Source organism: Corynebacterium sp. HMSC066C02, assembly GCF_001814945.1.
In the GTDB taxonomy this organism is placed as follows: Bacteria; Actinomycetota; Actinomycetes; order Mycobacteriales; family Mycobacteriaceae; genus Corynebacterium; species Corynebacterium aurimucosum.
In genome coordinates, this window is the sequence record NZ_KV818450.1 from 26,486 (window position 1) to 42,199 (window position 15,714).

Sequence of the window (15,714 nt, forward strand, 5' to 3'; positions counted from 1 at the left end):
GCCAACCTCGCCATGGCTTTTCGACGACGCACCAAGACCATTCCCGCCCGCACGCCGGGCGAGCTCGACGCCATGCAGGCGGCCGGAGAAGTTGTCGGCCGCGCTCTGCAAGCCGTGCGGGCCGCTGCGGCAGTGGGGGTGAGTACGCTCGAACTCGATGAAGTAGCCGAGCACACCATTCGGGATGCCGGCGCCGTGCCCACCTTCAAGGGCTATGGCGGCTTTCCGGGGTCTATTTGCGCCTCCGTCAATGACGTGATTGTCCATGGTATTCCTCACAAAGACCTTCTCCTGGCCGAGGGAGACCTCGTCTCCATCGACTGCGGTGCCACGCTAGACGGCTGGGTGGGGGATAGTGCGTGGACGTTTGGCGTCGGCAAGCTCAGCCCTGAGGCACAGGCGCTGAGCGACGCCACCGAATGGGTCCTACACGAAGGCCTCAAGGCCATGGTTCCCGGCAATCGGCTTACCGACGTCTCCGCAGCCCTCGAGCAGGCTACCTATCGCGCCGAGGATAAGTTCGGCGTGGAGCTATTCATCGTCGATGGCTACGGTGGCCACGGCATTGGCCGTGAAATGCACGAAGAGCCTTACCTGGCTAATGAAGGTAAGGCGGGACGTGGCCCGATTATTCAGGAGGGCTCCGTCCTCGCCATTGAGCCGATGCTGACCCTGGGTACCGAGGACAATGAAGTTCTCGACGATGATTGGACTGTCGTGACGCTCGACGGTTCACTATCTGCCCACTGGGAGCACACGGTGGCGGCCACGGAGAATGGTCCGCGCATCCTGACTCAGCGTTATTAAAACCTGTGTCCTGGGTAGGCATTTTGCCTAAGGAAGGTTTATACTTTTTGCCATGTCTAAGATTCGCTCCCTAGTTGGCGCCCGTTCCCTACGTCGCGCCACCGCAATTGGCCTGGTAACCGCCACTCTCTCGGTGGCTCCGGCCGCTAACGCACAGACGGTTCCTTCGATCGACACCCTGTCTTCCGATGTTCAGTCCCAGCTTGATGAGTTCGCTGGCCAGACCCGCGAGAACGCGTGGAATAGCCGCAACCAGATGCTGGAGACGCTCCAGAGCGTTAACCCGCAGGCGGCTGACGCCCTCCGCCCAGTTATCGATGGTGCCATCGAGCTGATCTTCCCGGGTCTGATTGACCAGAAGAATGCTGAGATCCGCGCCGCTCGCGAAGCTGAAGAGCGCGCCCACGCTGAGCAGATTGCCCGCGAGAAGGCTGCCGCTGAGGAAGCTGCCCGCAAGGCTGAGGCTGAGCGTCAGGCACAGCGCTTCGACGTTGGTCCTTGCCCGGCAGATGCACGCATCTGCGTGGATCGTGGTGGGAGCCGTACCTGGCTGCAGGATGGCAACGGCAACGTCACCTACGTCGCTCAGGGCATGTCTGTCGGCAAGCCGGGTGAGGAAACCCCGGCTGGTACCTTCTACATCAACCGCAAGATCAAGGACGAGATCTCCTGGGAGTTCGGCAACGCCCCGATGCCCTACGCCATGTACTTCACCAACAATGGCCACGCCTTCCATGAGGGTTCCCCGGCATACCAGTCCAATGGCTGCGTGCGCCTGACCCATCAGGATGCGGTGCGCTACTGGAATGATGTGCCGATGGGCTCGAAGGTCTTCATCTACTAAGACGTTGCGGTGAGCGAGTCACCGCTACATGGCATCAGCCTCCCGCACCATGTGGTGACGGGAGGTTTCTGTATTTGGAAAACCCGTTCTCGCAGCGTATGCTTTAGTGCTGGTGTCTGTATGCGGCCAAAGTGGTTGCTGGAGGCACCAGGCAGTAGACATCAAACATGCAGGTGGGGGCGTCGCCAAGCGTGGCACGCACTTCACCAGAAAAGTAGAGGTTATGGCTAAGGAAGGCGCAATCGAGGTTGAGGGTCGCATCGTCGAACCCCTGCCCAACGCAATGTTCCGCGTCGAACTCGACAACGGACACAAGGTACTCGCCCATATCTCGGGCAAGATGCGTCAGCACTACATCCGCATCCTCCCGGAGGACCGCGTTGTTGTGGAGCTGTCTCCTTATGACCTGACCCGCGGACGCATCGTCTACCGCTACAAGTAAAGACTGTAAGCCTCCTCACCCACGGGACGCACTAGCTGCGTCCTTTTTCACCTCAGGCTGCGATGGCCTGAGCCCACGCTGCTAAGCATGCCCACAGTACCCCGGCACGGTCCGGGGCGAAGCGTATGCGTGGCGGGGGACGGATGAGGAGAAAACCATCGTAACAACCCGAAAGGACTAGCCATATGGCACGTCTAGCTGGTGTTGACCTCCCGCGCAACAAGCGTATGGAGGTTGCTCTCACCTACATCTACGGCATCGGGCCTTCCCGTGCCAAGGAACTGCTGGAAAAGACCGGCATTTCTCCCGACCTGCGCACCGACAACCTCGACGACGATCAGCTGTCGGCGCTGCGTGACGTCATTGAAGCTACCTGGAAGGTAGAGGGTGACCTCCGCCGCCAGGTTCAGGCTGACATCCGTCGCAAGATTGAAATCGGTTGCTACCAGGGCATCCGCCACCGTCGTGGCCTGCCCGTTCGTGGTCAGCGCACCAAGACCAACGCTCGTACGCGCAAGGGCCCGAAGAAGACGATCGCAGGAAAGAAGAAGTAAAATATGCCACCCAAGACTCGTTCCGGCGCGCGCCGTGGTGGTCGTCGCGTCGTAAAGAAGAACGTGGCCGCTGGCCACGCATACATCAAGTCCACCTTCAACAACACCATCGTGTCCATCACGGACCCGCACGGTGCTGTCATCTCCTGGGCATCCTCCGGCCACGTCGGCTTCAAGGGTTCCCGTAAGTCCACCCCGTTCGCTGCGCAGATGGCTGCAGAGAACGCGGCCCGCAAGGCCATGGACCACGGTATGAAGAAGGTTGACGTTTTCGTCAAGGGTCCGGGCTCCGGCCGCGAGACCGCCATCCGTTCCCTGCAGGCTGCAGGCCTCGAGGTTTCCTCGATCACGGATGCCACCCCACAGCCGCACAACGGCTGCCGTCCGACCAAGCGCCGCAAGGTTTAAGGGAAAGGAAGAGGTAAGAAAATGGCTCGTTATACTGGCCCCGCTACCCGCGTATCCCGCCGTCTGCGCGTCGACCTGGTCGGCGGCGACATGGCATTTGAGCGTCGCCCGTACCCTCCGGGACAGGCTGGCCGCAACCGCATCAAGGAATCTGAGTACCTGCTGCAGCTCCAGGAGAAGCAGAAGGCAAAGTACACCTACGGTGTGCTGGAGCGTCAGTTCCGCCGCTACTACGCCGAGGCTAACCGTCTCCCGGGCAAGACCGGTGACAACCTCGTCGTTCTGCTCGAGTCCCGTCTCGACAACGTGATCTACCGCGCCGGTCTGGCCAACACCCGCCGCCAGGCTCGCCAGCTTGTCTCTCACGGTCACTTCACCGTGAACGGCAAGAAGATCAACGTTCCTTCCTTCCGCGTTACGCAGTACGACATCATTGATGTTCGTGAGCGTTCCCAGAAGATGGAATGGTTCGAAGAGGCTCAGGACCGCCTGGTCGACGCCAACGTTCCGGCGTGGCTGCAGGTCGTTCCGGACACCCTGCGCATCCTCGTGCACCAGCTGCCCGAGCGCGCTCAGATCGACGTCCCGCTGCAGGAGCAGCTCATCGTCGAGCTTTACTCGAAGTAATCCTTCGACACTTTCATCTTTACCCCTTCTACCGGCGTCATATAGCGGGCGCCGACAAGGAGAAACTCCATGCTTATTTCCCAGCGTCCTCAGCTCACCGAGGAATTCATCGACTCGTCCCGCTCTAAGTTCGTCATCGAGCCGCTCGAGCCGGGCTTCGGTTACACCCTTGGCAACTCGCTTCGTCGCACGCTGCTTTCGTCCATCCCGGGCGCGGCAGTAACCTCCATCAAGATTGACGGTGTGCTCCACGAGTTCACCACCATCAACGGTGTGAAGGAAGACGTTTCCGAGATCATCCTGAACGTCAAGGGCTTGGTTCTGTCCTCCGACTCCGACGAGCCGGTTGTGATGTACCTGAGCAAGGAAGGCCCGGGTGAGGTCACTGCAGGCGATATCCAGCCGCCGGCTGGCGTGGAGATCCACAACTCGGATCTGCACATTGCATCGCTGAATGAGTCCGCCAAGCTGGAGATGGAACTCGTCGTCGAGCGCGGCCGTGGCTACGTCCCGGCTGCTGCTACCTCGGGAGAAATCGGCCGCATTCCGGTTGACCAGATTTACTCCCCGGTGCTGAAGGTCTCTTACAAGGTCGAAGCTACTCGTGTTGAGCAGCGCACTGACTTTGACAAGCTGATCATCGACGTCGAGACCAAGAACTCGATTTCCGCACGCGACGCCCTGGCTTCCGCCGGCGGCACTCTGGTCGAGCTCTTCGGCCTGGCTCGCGAGCTGAACACCGCTGCTGAGGGCATCGAGATTGGCCCGTCCCCGCAGGAGACGGAGTACATCGCCGCCTACAGCATGCCGATCGAGGATCTGAACTTCTCCGTCCGCTCCTACAACTGCCTGAAGCGTCAGGAGATCCACACCGTTGGTGAGCTCGCTGAGTGCACCGAGTCGGACCTGCTGGATATCCGCAACTTCGGTCAGAAGTCGATAAACGAGGTAAAGATCAAGCTGGCTAACCTGGGCCTGGCCCTCAAGGACACTCCCGAGGACTTCGACCCGACCCAGCTGGAAGGCTACGACGCAGAAACCGGTGACTTCAAAGACCCGGCTTCCGACGATTCCGAGTAAAGAATTCCACTGAATCGTGACGGCGCGACTTTTGCGCCCCGTCGCGCGCTCAATTAATCCGCACACGAGGAGTACATCATGCCTACCCCCAAGAAGGGTCCGCGTCTCGGCGGCTCCGCCAGCCAGCAGAAGCACCTGCTGAGCAACATGGCTGCGAGCCTGATCGAGCACGGCGCAATCAAGACCACCGATGCCAAGGCGAAGGTTCTTCGTCCGTACATCGAGAAGATCATCACCAAGGCGAAGGCCGGCACCGTTGCTGACCGTCGCGCAGTTCTCAAGCTCATCCCGCACAAGGATGTCGTTGTTTACCTCTTTGATGAGCTGGCACCGAAGTTCGAGAACCGTGAGGGTGGCTACACCCGCATCATCAAGCTGGAGAACCGCTCCGGCGACAACGCCCCGATGTCCCAGATCTCCCTCGTTCTCGAGGAGACCGTGACCTCCGAGGCAAACCGCGCTACCCGCGCTGCTGCCTCCAAGCAGGCCGAGGAAGCTAAGGCTGAAGAGGCTGAGGCTGAGTCCGCTAAGGCTGACGAGACTGAGGCAGAGGAGACCACCGAGGAGAAGTAATTCTTCTTTAGGTCTTATAGGGCCCGCGCTCACCACTGTGGTGGGACGCGGGCCTTTGTCGTCTTTTACGGGCCCCGGCGCAGGTGCTCTGGATGAAGTACCGTTTTAACAAATAAGGGTCCAAAAATTGCAGTTTTTAGGCCACTATTTGTTAAAACGGGCCACCGACGCAGTCTGCACGGCGCTTCGGGCGCACGGTATCATCAACCCCCATGAGTGAAAGCGTTCGCCTGCGACTGGACTTGGCCTATGACGGCACCGACTTCCATGGTTGGGCTCGGCAGAAAGGTGGGCTTCGCACGGTGCAGCAGACCGTGGAGGAGAAGCTGAGCATGGTGCTGCGCCACCCCGTGGAGCTCACCGTGGCCGGGCGCACCGACGCGGGCGTTCATGCCAGCGGTCAGGTGGCTCACTTCGACACCACCCGTGAGGCGCTGAGCCAACGGAGCATCGATGGTGACCCTGCCAAACTGGTCAGGCGCCTGGCCAAGCTGCTGCCCGTCGACGTCCGTGTACACGCCTGCACCGAAGTATCGCCCGATTTTGATGCGCGCTTTTCGGCGCTATGCCGCCACTATGTCTACCGCATTACGACGCATCCGCGCGGGGCACTGCCGACCCGCGCGCGCGATACCGCGACCTGGTTCAAGCCGGTGGACCTGGATCTGATGCAGGCAGCCGCCGACAGGCTGGTGGGCCTCAACGATTTCGTGGCCTTCTGCAAAGCCAAGCCGCACGCAACCACCATCCGCGAGCTGTTGGCATTTGAGTGGAAGGATGTCTCCACGCCAGCCGAACCGCAGCTTTATGAGGCGCACGTGAGCGCCGATGCTTTTTGCTGGTCCATGGTGCGCTGTCTCGTAGGCTGCTGCCTGCGGGTGGGCGAAGGCTCCCGTGACGTGGATTTCGCAGACCAGATGCTCAAAGAGACCAGCAGGTCTTCCCAGATTCCCCTCGCCCCGGCAGCGGGTTTGAGCCTCGTCGGCGTGGACTATCCCGATGCGGAACAGTTAGCCGCGCGCGCGGAGATGACCCGCAGCCGTCGCGCTGCAGAGGATACCGAGTTGGGTTAATCTAGAACTCACTGCGCCGTGGGAGGGTGGCGCACTGATTCGGGGAGGACTCTCATGGCACGCGCGTTGCCTACTACCAAGGCCCAAGTATCCGGGCACAAGTTTCTACTGCGTCGCCTCGAGCACGGCTTGGTCTTCGGGGATATCCGCATGATTCATGATCCGCTAAAGCGACGGCGTCGCGCCTTGCTTGGCGGGGTGGCCGCCGTGGCCTTTTTGAGTCTCGGATCGGGGCTCATCGCGTGGATGCAGCCGGACCCGCAGCCAGGGGATGCGCCCGTCGTGCGTTCTTCTGAGGGGCAGCTCTTAGCGCTAGTGAATGGCACCTATCATCCGGTGACCAACCTGGCTTCGGCCAGACTCATCGCCAACGAACCGGTCGAAGCGCAGGCCGCCGGCGAAAGCTTCCTGGAGCAGGTGAACCTGGGCACACCGCTGGGAATTGCGGATGCGCCTAACCTCCTGGGCACGGCGATGGGGGAGGAGTCAGGCTGGTCGGCCTGTTTGGAGGAATCTACGCAAGGCGAGAACTGGCAGTCCAGCAGCCGCGTCGGCATCGTCACCGTGGTGGCCCACCATGCCGTTCCTACCTTCGATGCGGAGCACGCCGCCGTGGTGGAATCCGCGGGAACGCAGTGGCTGCTGACGGGCCAGGGGCGCGTCGTGTTGCCTGAGGCTACGAGCACGCAGGGCAGGGTCCTGCGCCGCGCGTTGGGGATGACTGCAGAAACCGCTGTGTGGACCATGCCCGAGGAATTGCTCAACGCCTTCACAGAGCTGGAGCCGCTGAGCTTTCCAGCCGCGCCGCCTGAGATCCTCGACACCGGCGAGCAGTTGTGGGCGCGCACGGAGCACGGTGTTTTCTCCATCACCCCCACCCAGGCGGAGATGCTCGTCGGCGTGGGTGCTCAGCGCCTGCCCGCACAGGCGCAAGAGGTGGCCGCGCTGGGCGACGTCCCACCGACCTTCAACCTGCCCACCACCCGCGTGGACTTCCTGTCTCCCGAGCAAGGCTGGTTGTGTGCGACACACGAACAGGGTGCTGGCATGCTGCGGCCGGTGGCGGCCACGGTGGACCTACCGGGAGATTCGCCCGCGCACCGTTTCGCCGGACTCCAAGCTGGCGTGGGCGTGGATAGCGGGCACGGTTATCACGTGGTGTCCGCCACTGGCAGACGCCACGAGCTGGCTGGTGCCGCGGAGCTGAGCGCGCTGGGCGTGGAGGAACCGGAGCAGGTGCCGTGGGAGATCCTGCGCCTGTTGCCGGAAGGCTCTACCTTAAGCCGCGCGGAGGCCTTAAAGGCTGAGCACTGAAAACCGCCACGAGGATGAGCATGCCTAAGGCCCCGAGGAGCAAACGCACCTGTGGCCAGGACGTGTCTTTCGATGCCGCCGCTGGTGCGACCGCAATCGAGCGATCCTTACGGGAATCGCTCGGGGGCCGATAGGTTACCGCAGTAAGAGGATCCACCACCCCGTGCCCGGGTTCGGCCGAATCAATAATGCGCTGGCGCAGCTGTGCCGGGGAGTCCCCGGGGTATCGCTGCACCAGCAAAGCGAGAGTACCGCTGACCAGCGGCGCAGCAAAGGAAGTGCCTTGAAAGGTAGCGTCGCCTTTTCCCGTGGCCCAGCCGCCGCCGGGTTCAAGCGCAAGAGGGACGTTTCCTTCCGCGCTGAGGGGCGCGGCGATGGAGTACTCCGCGAGGTCATGCGGCGTAGCTAAGGCGCCGACCGCGAGGACGGTTTCGGCTTCCGCGGGAAAGACCACGTCATCCTTTTCGCAGCCGCCAGCCGTGGCGTTTCCCGACGCCGCCACGACCACCGCCCCAGCCTCTTCTGCACGGCGAAGCGCCGCATCCACACCAGCGCGGTCCACCCTTGCCGCGGCATCCTGCGGAACGCAGGAGACCACGGAGACGTTGATGACCTTTGCGTCTGCGTTAACAGCATCCTCGATGGCGGCAGCCAGGCTGGCCAGTGTGCCGGAGCCAGCTCGTTCCGCTTCACTGCTCTCTGCTGCTGGAGCCCGGTAATGCGAACTGGTCTGCCGGATGGAGTAGATTTCCGCATCCGGAGCCACGCCGAGTTCCTTACCTGCGATGACGCCGGCCACCACCGTTCCGTGCAGGTCACAATCCCGCAGCGGGTCTGGTTCCTCCGGGGTTACGAAGTCCGCTCCTGGTGATACGTGCAGCTGTGGGTGGGCGGCCACTCCAGTGTCGATGACCGCGACCTTCACCCCGGCACCCGTGGCAAAGGAATGCAACCGCGTACGATACTCCGAGTACTGCGCCGAGGGCTGTGGTCCTGCCGGAGCCCGTGTGGCTACTGCACAGGCGGTATCCGGTTCGCGGGCAGCAGCTACCGGCCCAGGCAACACGCAGGAACCCCAAGCCAGGACGGCGCCAAGGGCTGCGCTGGCAGCGCTGATTCTGCTTAGAGCTGTCATGCGCCCAACCCCCGAATGAACTCGAAGAGCCCGGCCAGGTGCGCGGCGAGCGGCAGGCAAGCGGCGAGCGCGAGTGCCTCGGCGCGCTCGAACCACACGATGGTAGTTGGCTCAATCTGCTGTAGTTTGCCTGCCCACACCGGTACTGAAAGCATGGCCACCACGATGAGACCCACGATCACGCTGAGCACCCACGTTCCCATAGTCGGGGCACTAAGCAGCTGCCACTCGCGCAGAGGTACCGCCACCGCGGCACTAGCCGCGGCCAGGCCATAGATACCCAGTGCCCACGCCGCAATGAGCCGGGCATGGCGTGCCGCATGCACGATGACCGCTCCGGCGATGCTCACGCATAATGCCTGGGAAGCAACCACGGTTGCGTCCGTGTGAGCGTTGAGCGCGACGAGAAAGAGGGAAGGAATGCCCGCCAGCGTGCAGCCCACCGCTATACCTTCGTAGGCCTGCCCGGCGTGCCGGGCTTTGAGTGAGTTATCCGTGGGATCCTCATCCGAGATACTCAAGTCCTGCCCGGCGGTGGGCAGTTGCGGCACTCGGAGACCAGCAAGCCGCGTGGTCAGCAGGGGAGAGGCCGCTAGCAGGACCACAGTGGAGGCAAGTAACGGGCCGGGGCCAAGCACACCGACGAGCGCGAGCAGGCACCACGTGGCGGCACTTGCCCGAGCACGTAATCCGCCAATACGCACCACGTGGGAGAGCACCGCCACAGCACCCACGGCCGCCGCAGCACCCACGAGTGGTGCGGCCGGAATCACGGTTCCGGCTGGGCCAGTAGCCACAGGCGAACCAGTGGACAGCGCCCCCGCCAGACCAGCAGCAACGTGGGCGGTTGCAAGCAGAGAACCGCGCCGGGTCCACGCCGCGAGCACGAGGCCGAGGAGTGCAGCGGCGGCGCAGCCAATCGAGGGAGATAGGGCGGCGGCGAGCAAGGCGCCGACGGCGATAAGCCCTGCCACGCCCCAGACCCCGGCTAGACCAGACAGCTGCGTGGTCGAGGCCTCGGCAGCGAGTGCCTCCGCGGCATCCCGCACGATGGGCGCCGGTGTCGGCGCATCTGGGCTGAGCACCAGGACGGAGCCGTCTTCCAAACTGGTGCGGTCGAGTGGCGTGGTCATCGATATGGTTTTGCCCGCCGCGGTGGTGGCGCGCCAGAGGATGGGGGCCGGGGGGACGTCGACAAGCACGAGCAATTCTCCCAGCACCTCCCCGACGCTGGAAGAAAGCGGTAGCGATACATCTGCTTCTTTGCGGGTCTGGCCTGCATGGATGCGGACGGTGACGTGAATGGAATGCGCAAGTGCGCGAGTCATGGAAAGTACCTCCCCCGAAAAATTTTTCTGGGCAACCCCTTGCCCATTGCCTCACATTGTGGCTTACTTGTGGCACGCTGTCCACCGCTTAAGGAGGCGGTGGAGTACTTCGGGGGGAAGGACTTTGACATGCGCGTACCTACACGCGTCGTTGGCACTGGGGTGGCGGCCTATCGGGAGCCAGCACCACCGTTGCCGCAGGGCAGCATTGATGCCGAGGCGGTGCCGGAGGCAGCCCGCGCACAACCGGTGCCGCTCGTGCGCTTACTCATGCCGCTGGTGATGATCGCGGCCATGCTGGGCATGGTGGCGCTCATGGTTCTCGGAGCGGGGGATGCACGACGGATCAGTCCCATGAGCCTCATGTTCCCGCTCATGATGCTGGCCAGCATGGCCATGATGTTTAACCCACAGGCAGGCGGGCACGATCCGGATGAGACCCGCCGGACCTACTTGCGCCACCTCAAGGCACTGCGGGAGGAAGCACTAGAGCGTGGGGCGGCTCAGCGCGCGCACGAGGAACACCGCAACCCTGACTCCGAACAGCTTGGCGCGCTGATTCCCACCCCGCGGCTGTGGGAGCGGACGGCGGATGCCCCGGATGCCTTGGAAGTGCGGGTGGGGACGGGGCCGATGGCCCTGTGCACTCCCATTAATGTGCCGGATTCGGGTGCGGCGGAAGACCTCGACCCGGTGTGCGCGGTGAGCCTGCGCCAGACCGTGCGTGCGGTGGGAACCCTCGCGGATATGCCGGTGGTCATCCAGTTGCAGGCCTTTCGCGTCGTCGGCCTGGCCGGTGAAGACGCCGCTGGGGTGGCCCGCGCGCTGCTGTTACACCTGGCGGTGCTGCATGGCCCGGAGACCGTGGGCATTGAGTATCACGGTGCGGAATGGGGATGGTTGAAGTGGCTGCCGCATTCCAGGGAGCCTGACCAGGCGCAGTTTCGCATCTGCGTCATGACGGAGGAACAAGGGCATAGCGTTGGTGTGCTGCGCAGTGACGCGCCGGGGGATAGCCCCACAACCACCATCGCCGTGGGGGTGACACCCCATTCGCCGCTGGGACGGCGCGCCGAGGAAGAGGGCATCTACCTGCGGGCGGAAAGCACGCTCTCCGTGGTTACTGCCGCGGGCGAGGAGGAGCTAGGAAGCTGCGCGCTTGTCGACGTCCCCACGGCCCTCCTCCTTGCCCGCACCCTCGCGCCCTATCACCGCCCCTTCGGTGGCGATGTCGCGTCCACGCCTCGGCATGGCCGCAATGCGGATGTGCCCTCGTTGCTGGGCTTTCGGGATGTAGATGCGCTCCAAGCCTCCGGCATGTGGCAGGGGCGCAGCCCTGCTGAGCGGCTGTGTGTGCCCATCGGTGTCGACGAGTCCGGGCACGCTTTGATGCTTGACTTAAAGGAGTCCGCGCAGGGCGGGATGGGGCCGCATGGGTTATGCATTGGTGCCACAGGCAGCGGAAAATCGGAATTACTTCGAACGCTTGTCGTAGCGCTGGCCGCCACGCACAGTCCGGAGGAACTCAATCTTGTGCTCGTTGACTTCAAAGGTGGCGCCACCTTCTTGGGCTGTGAGGAACTGCCGCACACCTCCGCCGTGATTACCAACCTGGAAGAAGAATCCACCCTGGTGGAGCGAATGTACGATGCCATCTCCGGCGAGATGAATCGCCGCCAGGAGCTGCTGCGCAAGGCAGGAAATTTTGCCAACGTGGGCGAATTCAACGCCTCCGCTGCCGCGGTGGCGGAGCACGGGCCGCTGTCGGCGTTGGTCATTGTGGTGGATGAGTTTTCGGAGCTGTTGGGGCAGCACCCGGACTTCGCTGAACTCTTCGTCGCGGTGGGAAGGCTCGGCCGCTCGCTGCACGTGCATCTGCTGCTCGCTTCCCAGCGCTTGGAGGAAGGGCGCTTGCGGGGATTGGACTCGCACCTGTCTTATCGCATTGGGTTGAAGACTTTCTCCGCCGGGGAATCCCGCCAGGTCCTCGGTGTGCCTGATGCTTATCACCTCCCCGCCCAGCCGGGAGCCGGCTACCTCAAAACGGATGCCGATGCCCCCACGCGCTTTCAGGCTTCTTATGTTTCTGGCCCGGTCACGCGCCGGGTAGTGCGTGATGAGGTGGCCGAACATACGCGGCATTCGGCACGCGTGGAGCTTTTTAGTGGGCATCGTACGGCGGAGGAGAACGCGGACTATACGGAGCTCGTGGATTCTTCGAGCACACTCTTGGACACAGTGGTGGCTGCCGCCCGGGAGGAAGCCACCAAGCGCGGCCAGTCAGCGAGGCGAATCTGGTTGCCACCCTTGCCGCCCGTGGTAGAGCTATCCAGCGTTGCCGCTCTGCGCACGGATTCACTCAGCGCAGGTGGCGGGCTACGCGCGGAGGTGGGGCTTATTGATCGTCCTTATCACCAGCGTCAAGACCCGCTGCTCGTGGATTTCACGACGGGCGGTGGGCACCTTGCACTGTGCGGCGGACCGCAGTCAGGAAAGTCGATGGCGCTGCGCAGCATCGCCTCCGGTATGGCCCTGTGGCATTCGCCGGACCAGGTGCGCTTTTATGTCATCGACCTAGGAGGCGGGCAGCTGCGGGTGTTGGACCGTCTGCCTCATGTAGCTGGGGTAGCCGGACGTGAGGAACCGGAAAAGGTGCGGCGCATCGTCGATGAAGTCGCCGGCCTCGTGCGCCGCCCGGAACCTCGCCACACCTTTTTGATCGTGGACGGCTGGCACCACATCGGCACCTCCGGGGCAGACTTTGAGGACTTAGCTGAGCCGATTACCCAGTTGGTTGCTGACGGTGCCTCCGCCCGCGTTCACGTCTTGATTGCAGCGGCGCGGTGGACCAGTTTGCGGCCGTCGATTCGGGATCTCATCGCGGCCCGCCTTGAGCTGCGCTTGGGCGAAGCCATGGATTCCCTCATCGACCGCAAGGCGCAGCAGAAGTTGCCGGCAGCACCTGGGCGAGGGATCACTTTAGCAGGGGAAAACCTCCTTTTTGCAGCGACCTCACCGCAGGATATCGCTCATATCTGTGGCGTGCATGCGGATGCTGTTCCGGTTCCACCGCTGAAAATGTTGCCCACTGTGCTCACCGAATTGCCTGAGCCGGAAGATGGTTCGTCATCAGACGGGGTGGCCTGGGGCATTGGTGGTCCGGACCTAGAGGTCCTCGACTGGGATCCGGGCGTCCAGCCTCACCTCGTGTGCATTGGCTCTCAAGGCTCCGGCAAATCGCATTTTCTCAGCGTGATTCTCGCCGGAATCAGCCAGCTGAGTCGGGAGGAAGCCCGCCTGGTGGTCATCGATGAGCGCCGCGCGCATTTGGGGACGCTGGATGAGGAGATGGTGGCGGCCTATGGGGCGTCGGCAAGCGCGGCCACCCAAGCCATTCTCGATACAGTGCGCACCCTAGAGCAGCGCCTCCCTGGCGCCGACGTCACCCCTGCCCAGCTCGCCGCGCGGAGCTGGTGGCAGGGCCCAGATATTTACCTTGTCATCGATGACCTCGACCTCGTCAGCGAGATAGCGCTAGCACCTCTGCTGGAGCTCCTCCCGCACGCCCGCGATGTGGGGCTGCACCTGGTGTTCGCGCGCAAAGCAGGTGGCATTGGGCGCGCGATGTTTGGGCAGTTCCTCTCGGCGGTGCGGGACTTGCAGCCGGCGCTGCTGCTTCTCGACGCCGACCGTGACGAAGGCGCCATCTTCGGCGTCAAACCGACGGCATTGCCGCCCGGCCGCGGCCAATGGGTCGTCCGCGGCGTATCCCAAGGCTTGGCGCAGGTCTATGTGCCAAGCGCCGATAGTTCACATACCTCACCACAGACCACAAGCAACAAGGGAGAGAACCAATGACCACGACGCATGCACTGCGAACCCCGACAACCGCGCCCGAGACCACGCTAGCTATTACGGTGCTCGATGCCGCCACGATCTATGAAGGCCCAGAGACGATCTATCGCTATGACCTGCCCGGCACTGGAATCGCCGAAGGTTGGGCGCTGGAGGCAGTCCTCGACCAAGCCGAAAAAGTCTGCGGGGCGGAATGGCCGGATATCAGCGTTGATGTGGTGGCGGATCCCTCCGGAACGGAGGTCAGCGTCGAAGCCGTGAATATCCTGCGCCGTCAGCTCGCTGGTGCGGGTGCGACCGTGCAGGAACCAGAACCATCGCCGCCGTCCGTGTCTGTTGCGGCTAGTGCTGCACCGTCTTCTTCCCGTTCGGTCGTGGGCACGCAGCACGAGGACCTTGGGGATGAGGACGCGGCGACTGCCGAGCTGTCCCGGCCTGTCCGCCGCGGGCGCTCGCACCGTGCAGCGGAATCCCGCTGGTCCGCGTTGTTGGGAGGTATCGATCTTTTCTACATCGCTATCGCGGTCATGGTGCTCGTGGTGGCCGGGGTGTCGTGGTGGGCGGTGGGTCGCAAGGATGCGGCTGTGGCAGCGTCGACTCCCGATCAGACAGCTGAAGGAGCATCTGCCGCCTCCGGCACTTCGGGCATGGCCCCGAATCCCGACACGGAGGCACAGCCCGAGAGCTCTGCTGAGGGGACCGGAGCTCAGGAATCCGGAAGCAGGCAGCTGCGACCCGGTCAGCAGGCCATCGACGTGGAGGGAATGTCCCTGGTGCTTCCTCAAGGATTCCGCACCAGCGTGGAGGATGGTCTGGTCACCGCTGCCGGTGAAGACCCCAACCTGCGCATCCTCCTGGCTGCTGATCCGCTTTTCAATGTGCCTGTCGACGCGTTGTTCACAGAGATTAAAGAGCAGATCGAATCCGATCCTGCCCTCCGTGATCCGGTAGAGGACTCTGGACGGCTGACGTATACCGAGGACCCCGGCGACGGCTCCCGGGTGACGTGGATGATGTGGGAAGACAAGGGCCATCAGATGTCCGTGGGCTGTCACACCAAGTTTGAGCCCAATGTAGTGCAGAAGGCTGCCTGCCGAATGGCGGCAGAATCGCTGGTCAAGAAGGACTAAGCGGGAAAGTTCTGCGAATCTCAAAGGATCTGGAAATTAGCGGGAACCGATGAGCTACTAGCTCAGTCCAATAAGGGTGAGAAGGACACAGGGTGCTTCTCGGGGGAAGAAACACACACCAATCCCTAGGAATAAGGGATACGCCCCAAGGTAGGGAACAAGACAGAAAGAGAAGGACATGACTCAAACGTTCCGCACAGAAGCCGACGTAATGGTGGCCACCGCTGGCCGCGTCGACTCCACCAACGACGAGGTACAGGGGGAGCTCACCCGCCTGCAGGGTGTTGTGGACTCCGTCCGTGGCAGCTGGGCAGGCCGCGCGCAGGTTTCCTTTGACAACCTAATGCAGCGCTACAACTCCTCCGCGCAGCAGCTGCGTGAGGCGCTGACCGCCATCAGCGAGAACATCAGGGACAATGCCCGCAACTTTGATTCGGTCGAGGCTGATAACGCCCAGTCTTTCGAGAACGTTGGCGGCGCGGGCCTGGCCCTCTAAACACGAGCTGCTTTCACTGACTACTGCACACGCTGAACCACGCACGAA

General features: G+C 62.9%; 15 protein-coding genes. 13 read left to right on the top strand and 2 right to left on the bottom strand.

Annotation, left to right across the window (positions count from 1 at the left end):
- Window positions 1–12 precede the first annotated feature (12 nt).
- The 10 genes from map (at window position 13) to eccB (ending at window position 7,722) form a co-directional block, all read left to right on the top strand.
- The gene (gene map, locus HMPREF2996_RS05510) at window positions 13–807 is read left to right on the top strand and encodes a type I methionyl aminopeptidase (RefSeq protein ID WP_070446558.1); all 795 of its coding nucleotides are present in this window, start codon (window positions 13–15) and stop codon (window positions 805–807) included.
- Window positions 808–859: 52 nt separating this feature from the next.
- Complete coding sequence (locus HMPREF2996_RS05515) at window positions 860–1,651, top strand: L,D-transpeptidase (protein ID WP_070446556.1); 792 nt, start codon at window positions 860–862, stop codon at window positions 1,649–1,651.
- Window positions 1,652–1,874: 223 nt separating this feature from the next.
- Window positions 1,875–2,093, top strand: coding sequence for a translation initiation factor IF-1 (gene infA, locus HMPREF2996_RS05520; protein ID WP_003854422.1), 219 nt, complete (start codon window positions 1,875–1,877; stop codon window positions 2,091–2,093).
- A gap of 185 nt (window positions 2,094–2,278) precedes the next feature.
- A complete protein-coding gene (gene rpsM, locus HMPREF2996_RS05525) occupies window positions 2,279–2,647 on the top strand; it encodes a 30S ribosomal protein S13 (protein WP_039673764.1) in 369 nt (122 codons plus the stop codon).
- 3 nt (window positions 2,648–2,650) lie between these two features.
- Window positions 2,651–3,055, top strand: a complete 405-nt coding sequence (gene rpsK / locus HMPREF2996_RS05530) for a 30S ribosomal protein S11 (RefSeq protein WP_010189540.1) — start codon at window positions 2,651–2,653, stop codon at window positions 3,053–3,055.
- Between the two features lie 21 nt (window positions 3,056–3,076).
- A complete protein-coding gene (gene rpsD, locus HMPREF2996_RS05535) occupies window positions 3,077–3,682 on the top strand; it encodes a 30S ribosomal protein S4 (RefSeq protein WP_010189536.1) in 606 nt (201 codons plus the stop codon).
- A 69-nt stretch (window positions 3,683–3,751) separates the two neighbouring features.
- A complete protein-coding gene (locus HMPREF2996_RS05540; protein ID WP_010189530.1) occupies window positions 3,752–4,762 on the top strand; it encodes a DNA-directed RNA polymerase subunit alpha in 1,011 nt (336 codons plus the stop codon).
- A gap of 78 nt (window positions 4,763–4,840) precedes the next feature.
- A complete protein-coding gene (rplQ, locus tag HMPREF2996_RS05545) occupies window positions 4,841–5,335 on the top strand; it encodes a 50S ribosomal protein L17 (RefSeq protein WP_070730456.1) in 495 nt (164 codons plus the stop codon).
- 212 nt (window positions 5,336–5,547) lie between these two features.
- Window positions 5,548–6,408 (top strand): tRNA pseudouridine(38-40) synthase TruA, encoded by an 861-nt coding sequence (gene truA / locus HMPREF2996_RS05550; protein WP_070446552.1) that lies wholly within the window; start codon window positions 5,548–5,550, stop codon window positions 6,406–6,408.
- A 54-nt stretch (window positions 6,409–6,462) separates the two neighbouring features.
- Window positions 6,463–7,722, top strand: a complete 1,260-nt coding sequence (eccB, locus tag HMPREF2996_RS05555; RefSeq protein WP_070717495.1) for a type VII secretion protein EccB — start codon at window positions 6,463–6,465, stop codon at window positions 7,720–7,722.
- On the opposite strand, the gene HMPREF2996_RS05560 is transcribed toward eccB, so the two are convergent.
- The gene (locus tag HMPREF2996_RS05560; protein ID WP_070730457.1) at window positions 7,682–8,857 is read right to left on the bottom strand and encodes a S8 family serine peptidase; all 1,176 of its coding nucleotides are present in this window, start codon (window positions 8,855–8,857) and stop codon (window positions 7,682–7,684) included. The two genes, eccB and HMPREF2996_RS05560, sit on opposite strands and share 41 nt — an antisense overlap.
- Complete coding sequence (gene eccD / locus HMPREF2996_RS05565; RefSeq protein ID WP_070644436.1) at window positions 8,854–10,185, bottom strand: type VII secretion integral membrane protein EccD; 1,332 nt, start codon at window positions 10,183–10,185, stop codon at window positions 8,854–8,856. The genes HMPREF2996_RS05560 and eccD overlap by 4 nt, the downstream gene beginning before the upstream one ends.
- Before the next feature lie 129 nt (window positions 10,186–10,314).
- Between eccD and eccCa the strand changes: the two genes are divergently transcribed.
- The 3 genes from eccCa (at window position 10,315) to HMPREF2996_RS05580 (ending at window position 15,666) form a co-directional block, all read left to right on the top strand.
- Entirely contained in the window at window positions 10,315–14,043 is a 3,729-nt protein-coding gene (gene eccCa, locus HMPREF2996_RS05570) for a type VII secretion protein EccCa (RefSeq protein ID WP_201828684.1), read from the top strand.
- Window positions 14,040–15,170, top strand: coding sequence for a type VII secretion-associated protein (locus HMPREF2996_RS05575; RefSeq protein WP_070644434.1), 1,131 nt, complete (start codon window positions 14,040–14,042; stop codon window positions 15,168–15,170). Before eccCa ends, HMPREF2996_RS05575 begins: the two co-directional genes overlap by 4 nt.
- Before the next feature lie 178 nt (window positions 15,171–15,348).
- Window positions 15,349–15,666, top strand: a complete 318-nt coding sequence (locus HMPREF2996_RS05580) for a WXG100 family type VII secretion target (RefSeq protein WP_010189512.1) — start codon at window positions 15,349–15,351, stop codon at window positions 15,664–15,666.
- The last annotated feature ends 48 nt before the right edge of the window (window positions 15,667–15,714 follow it).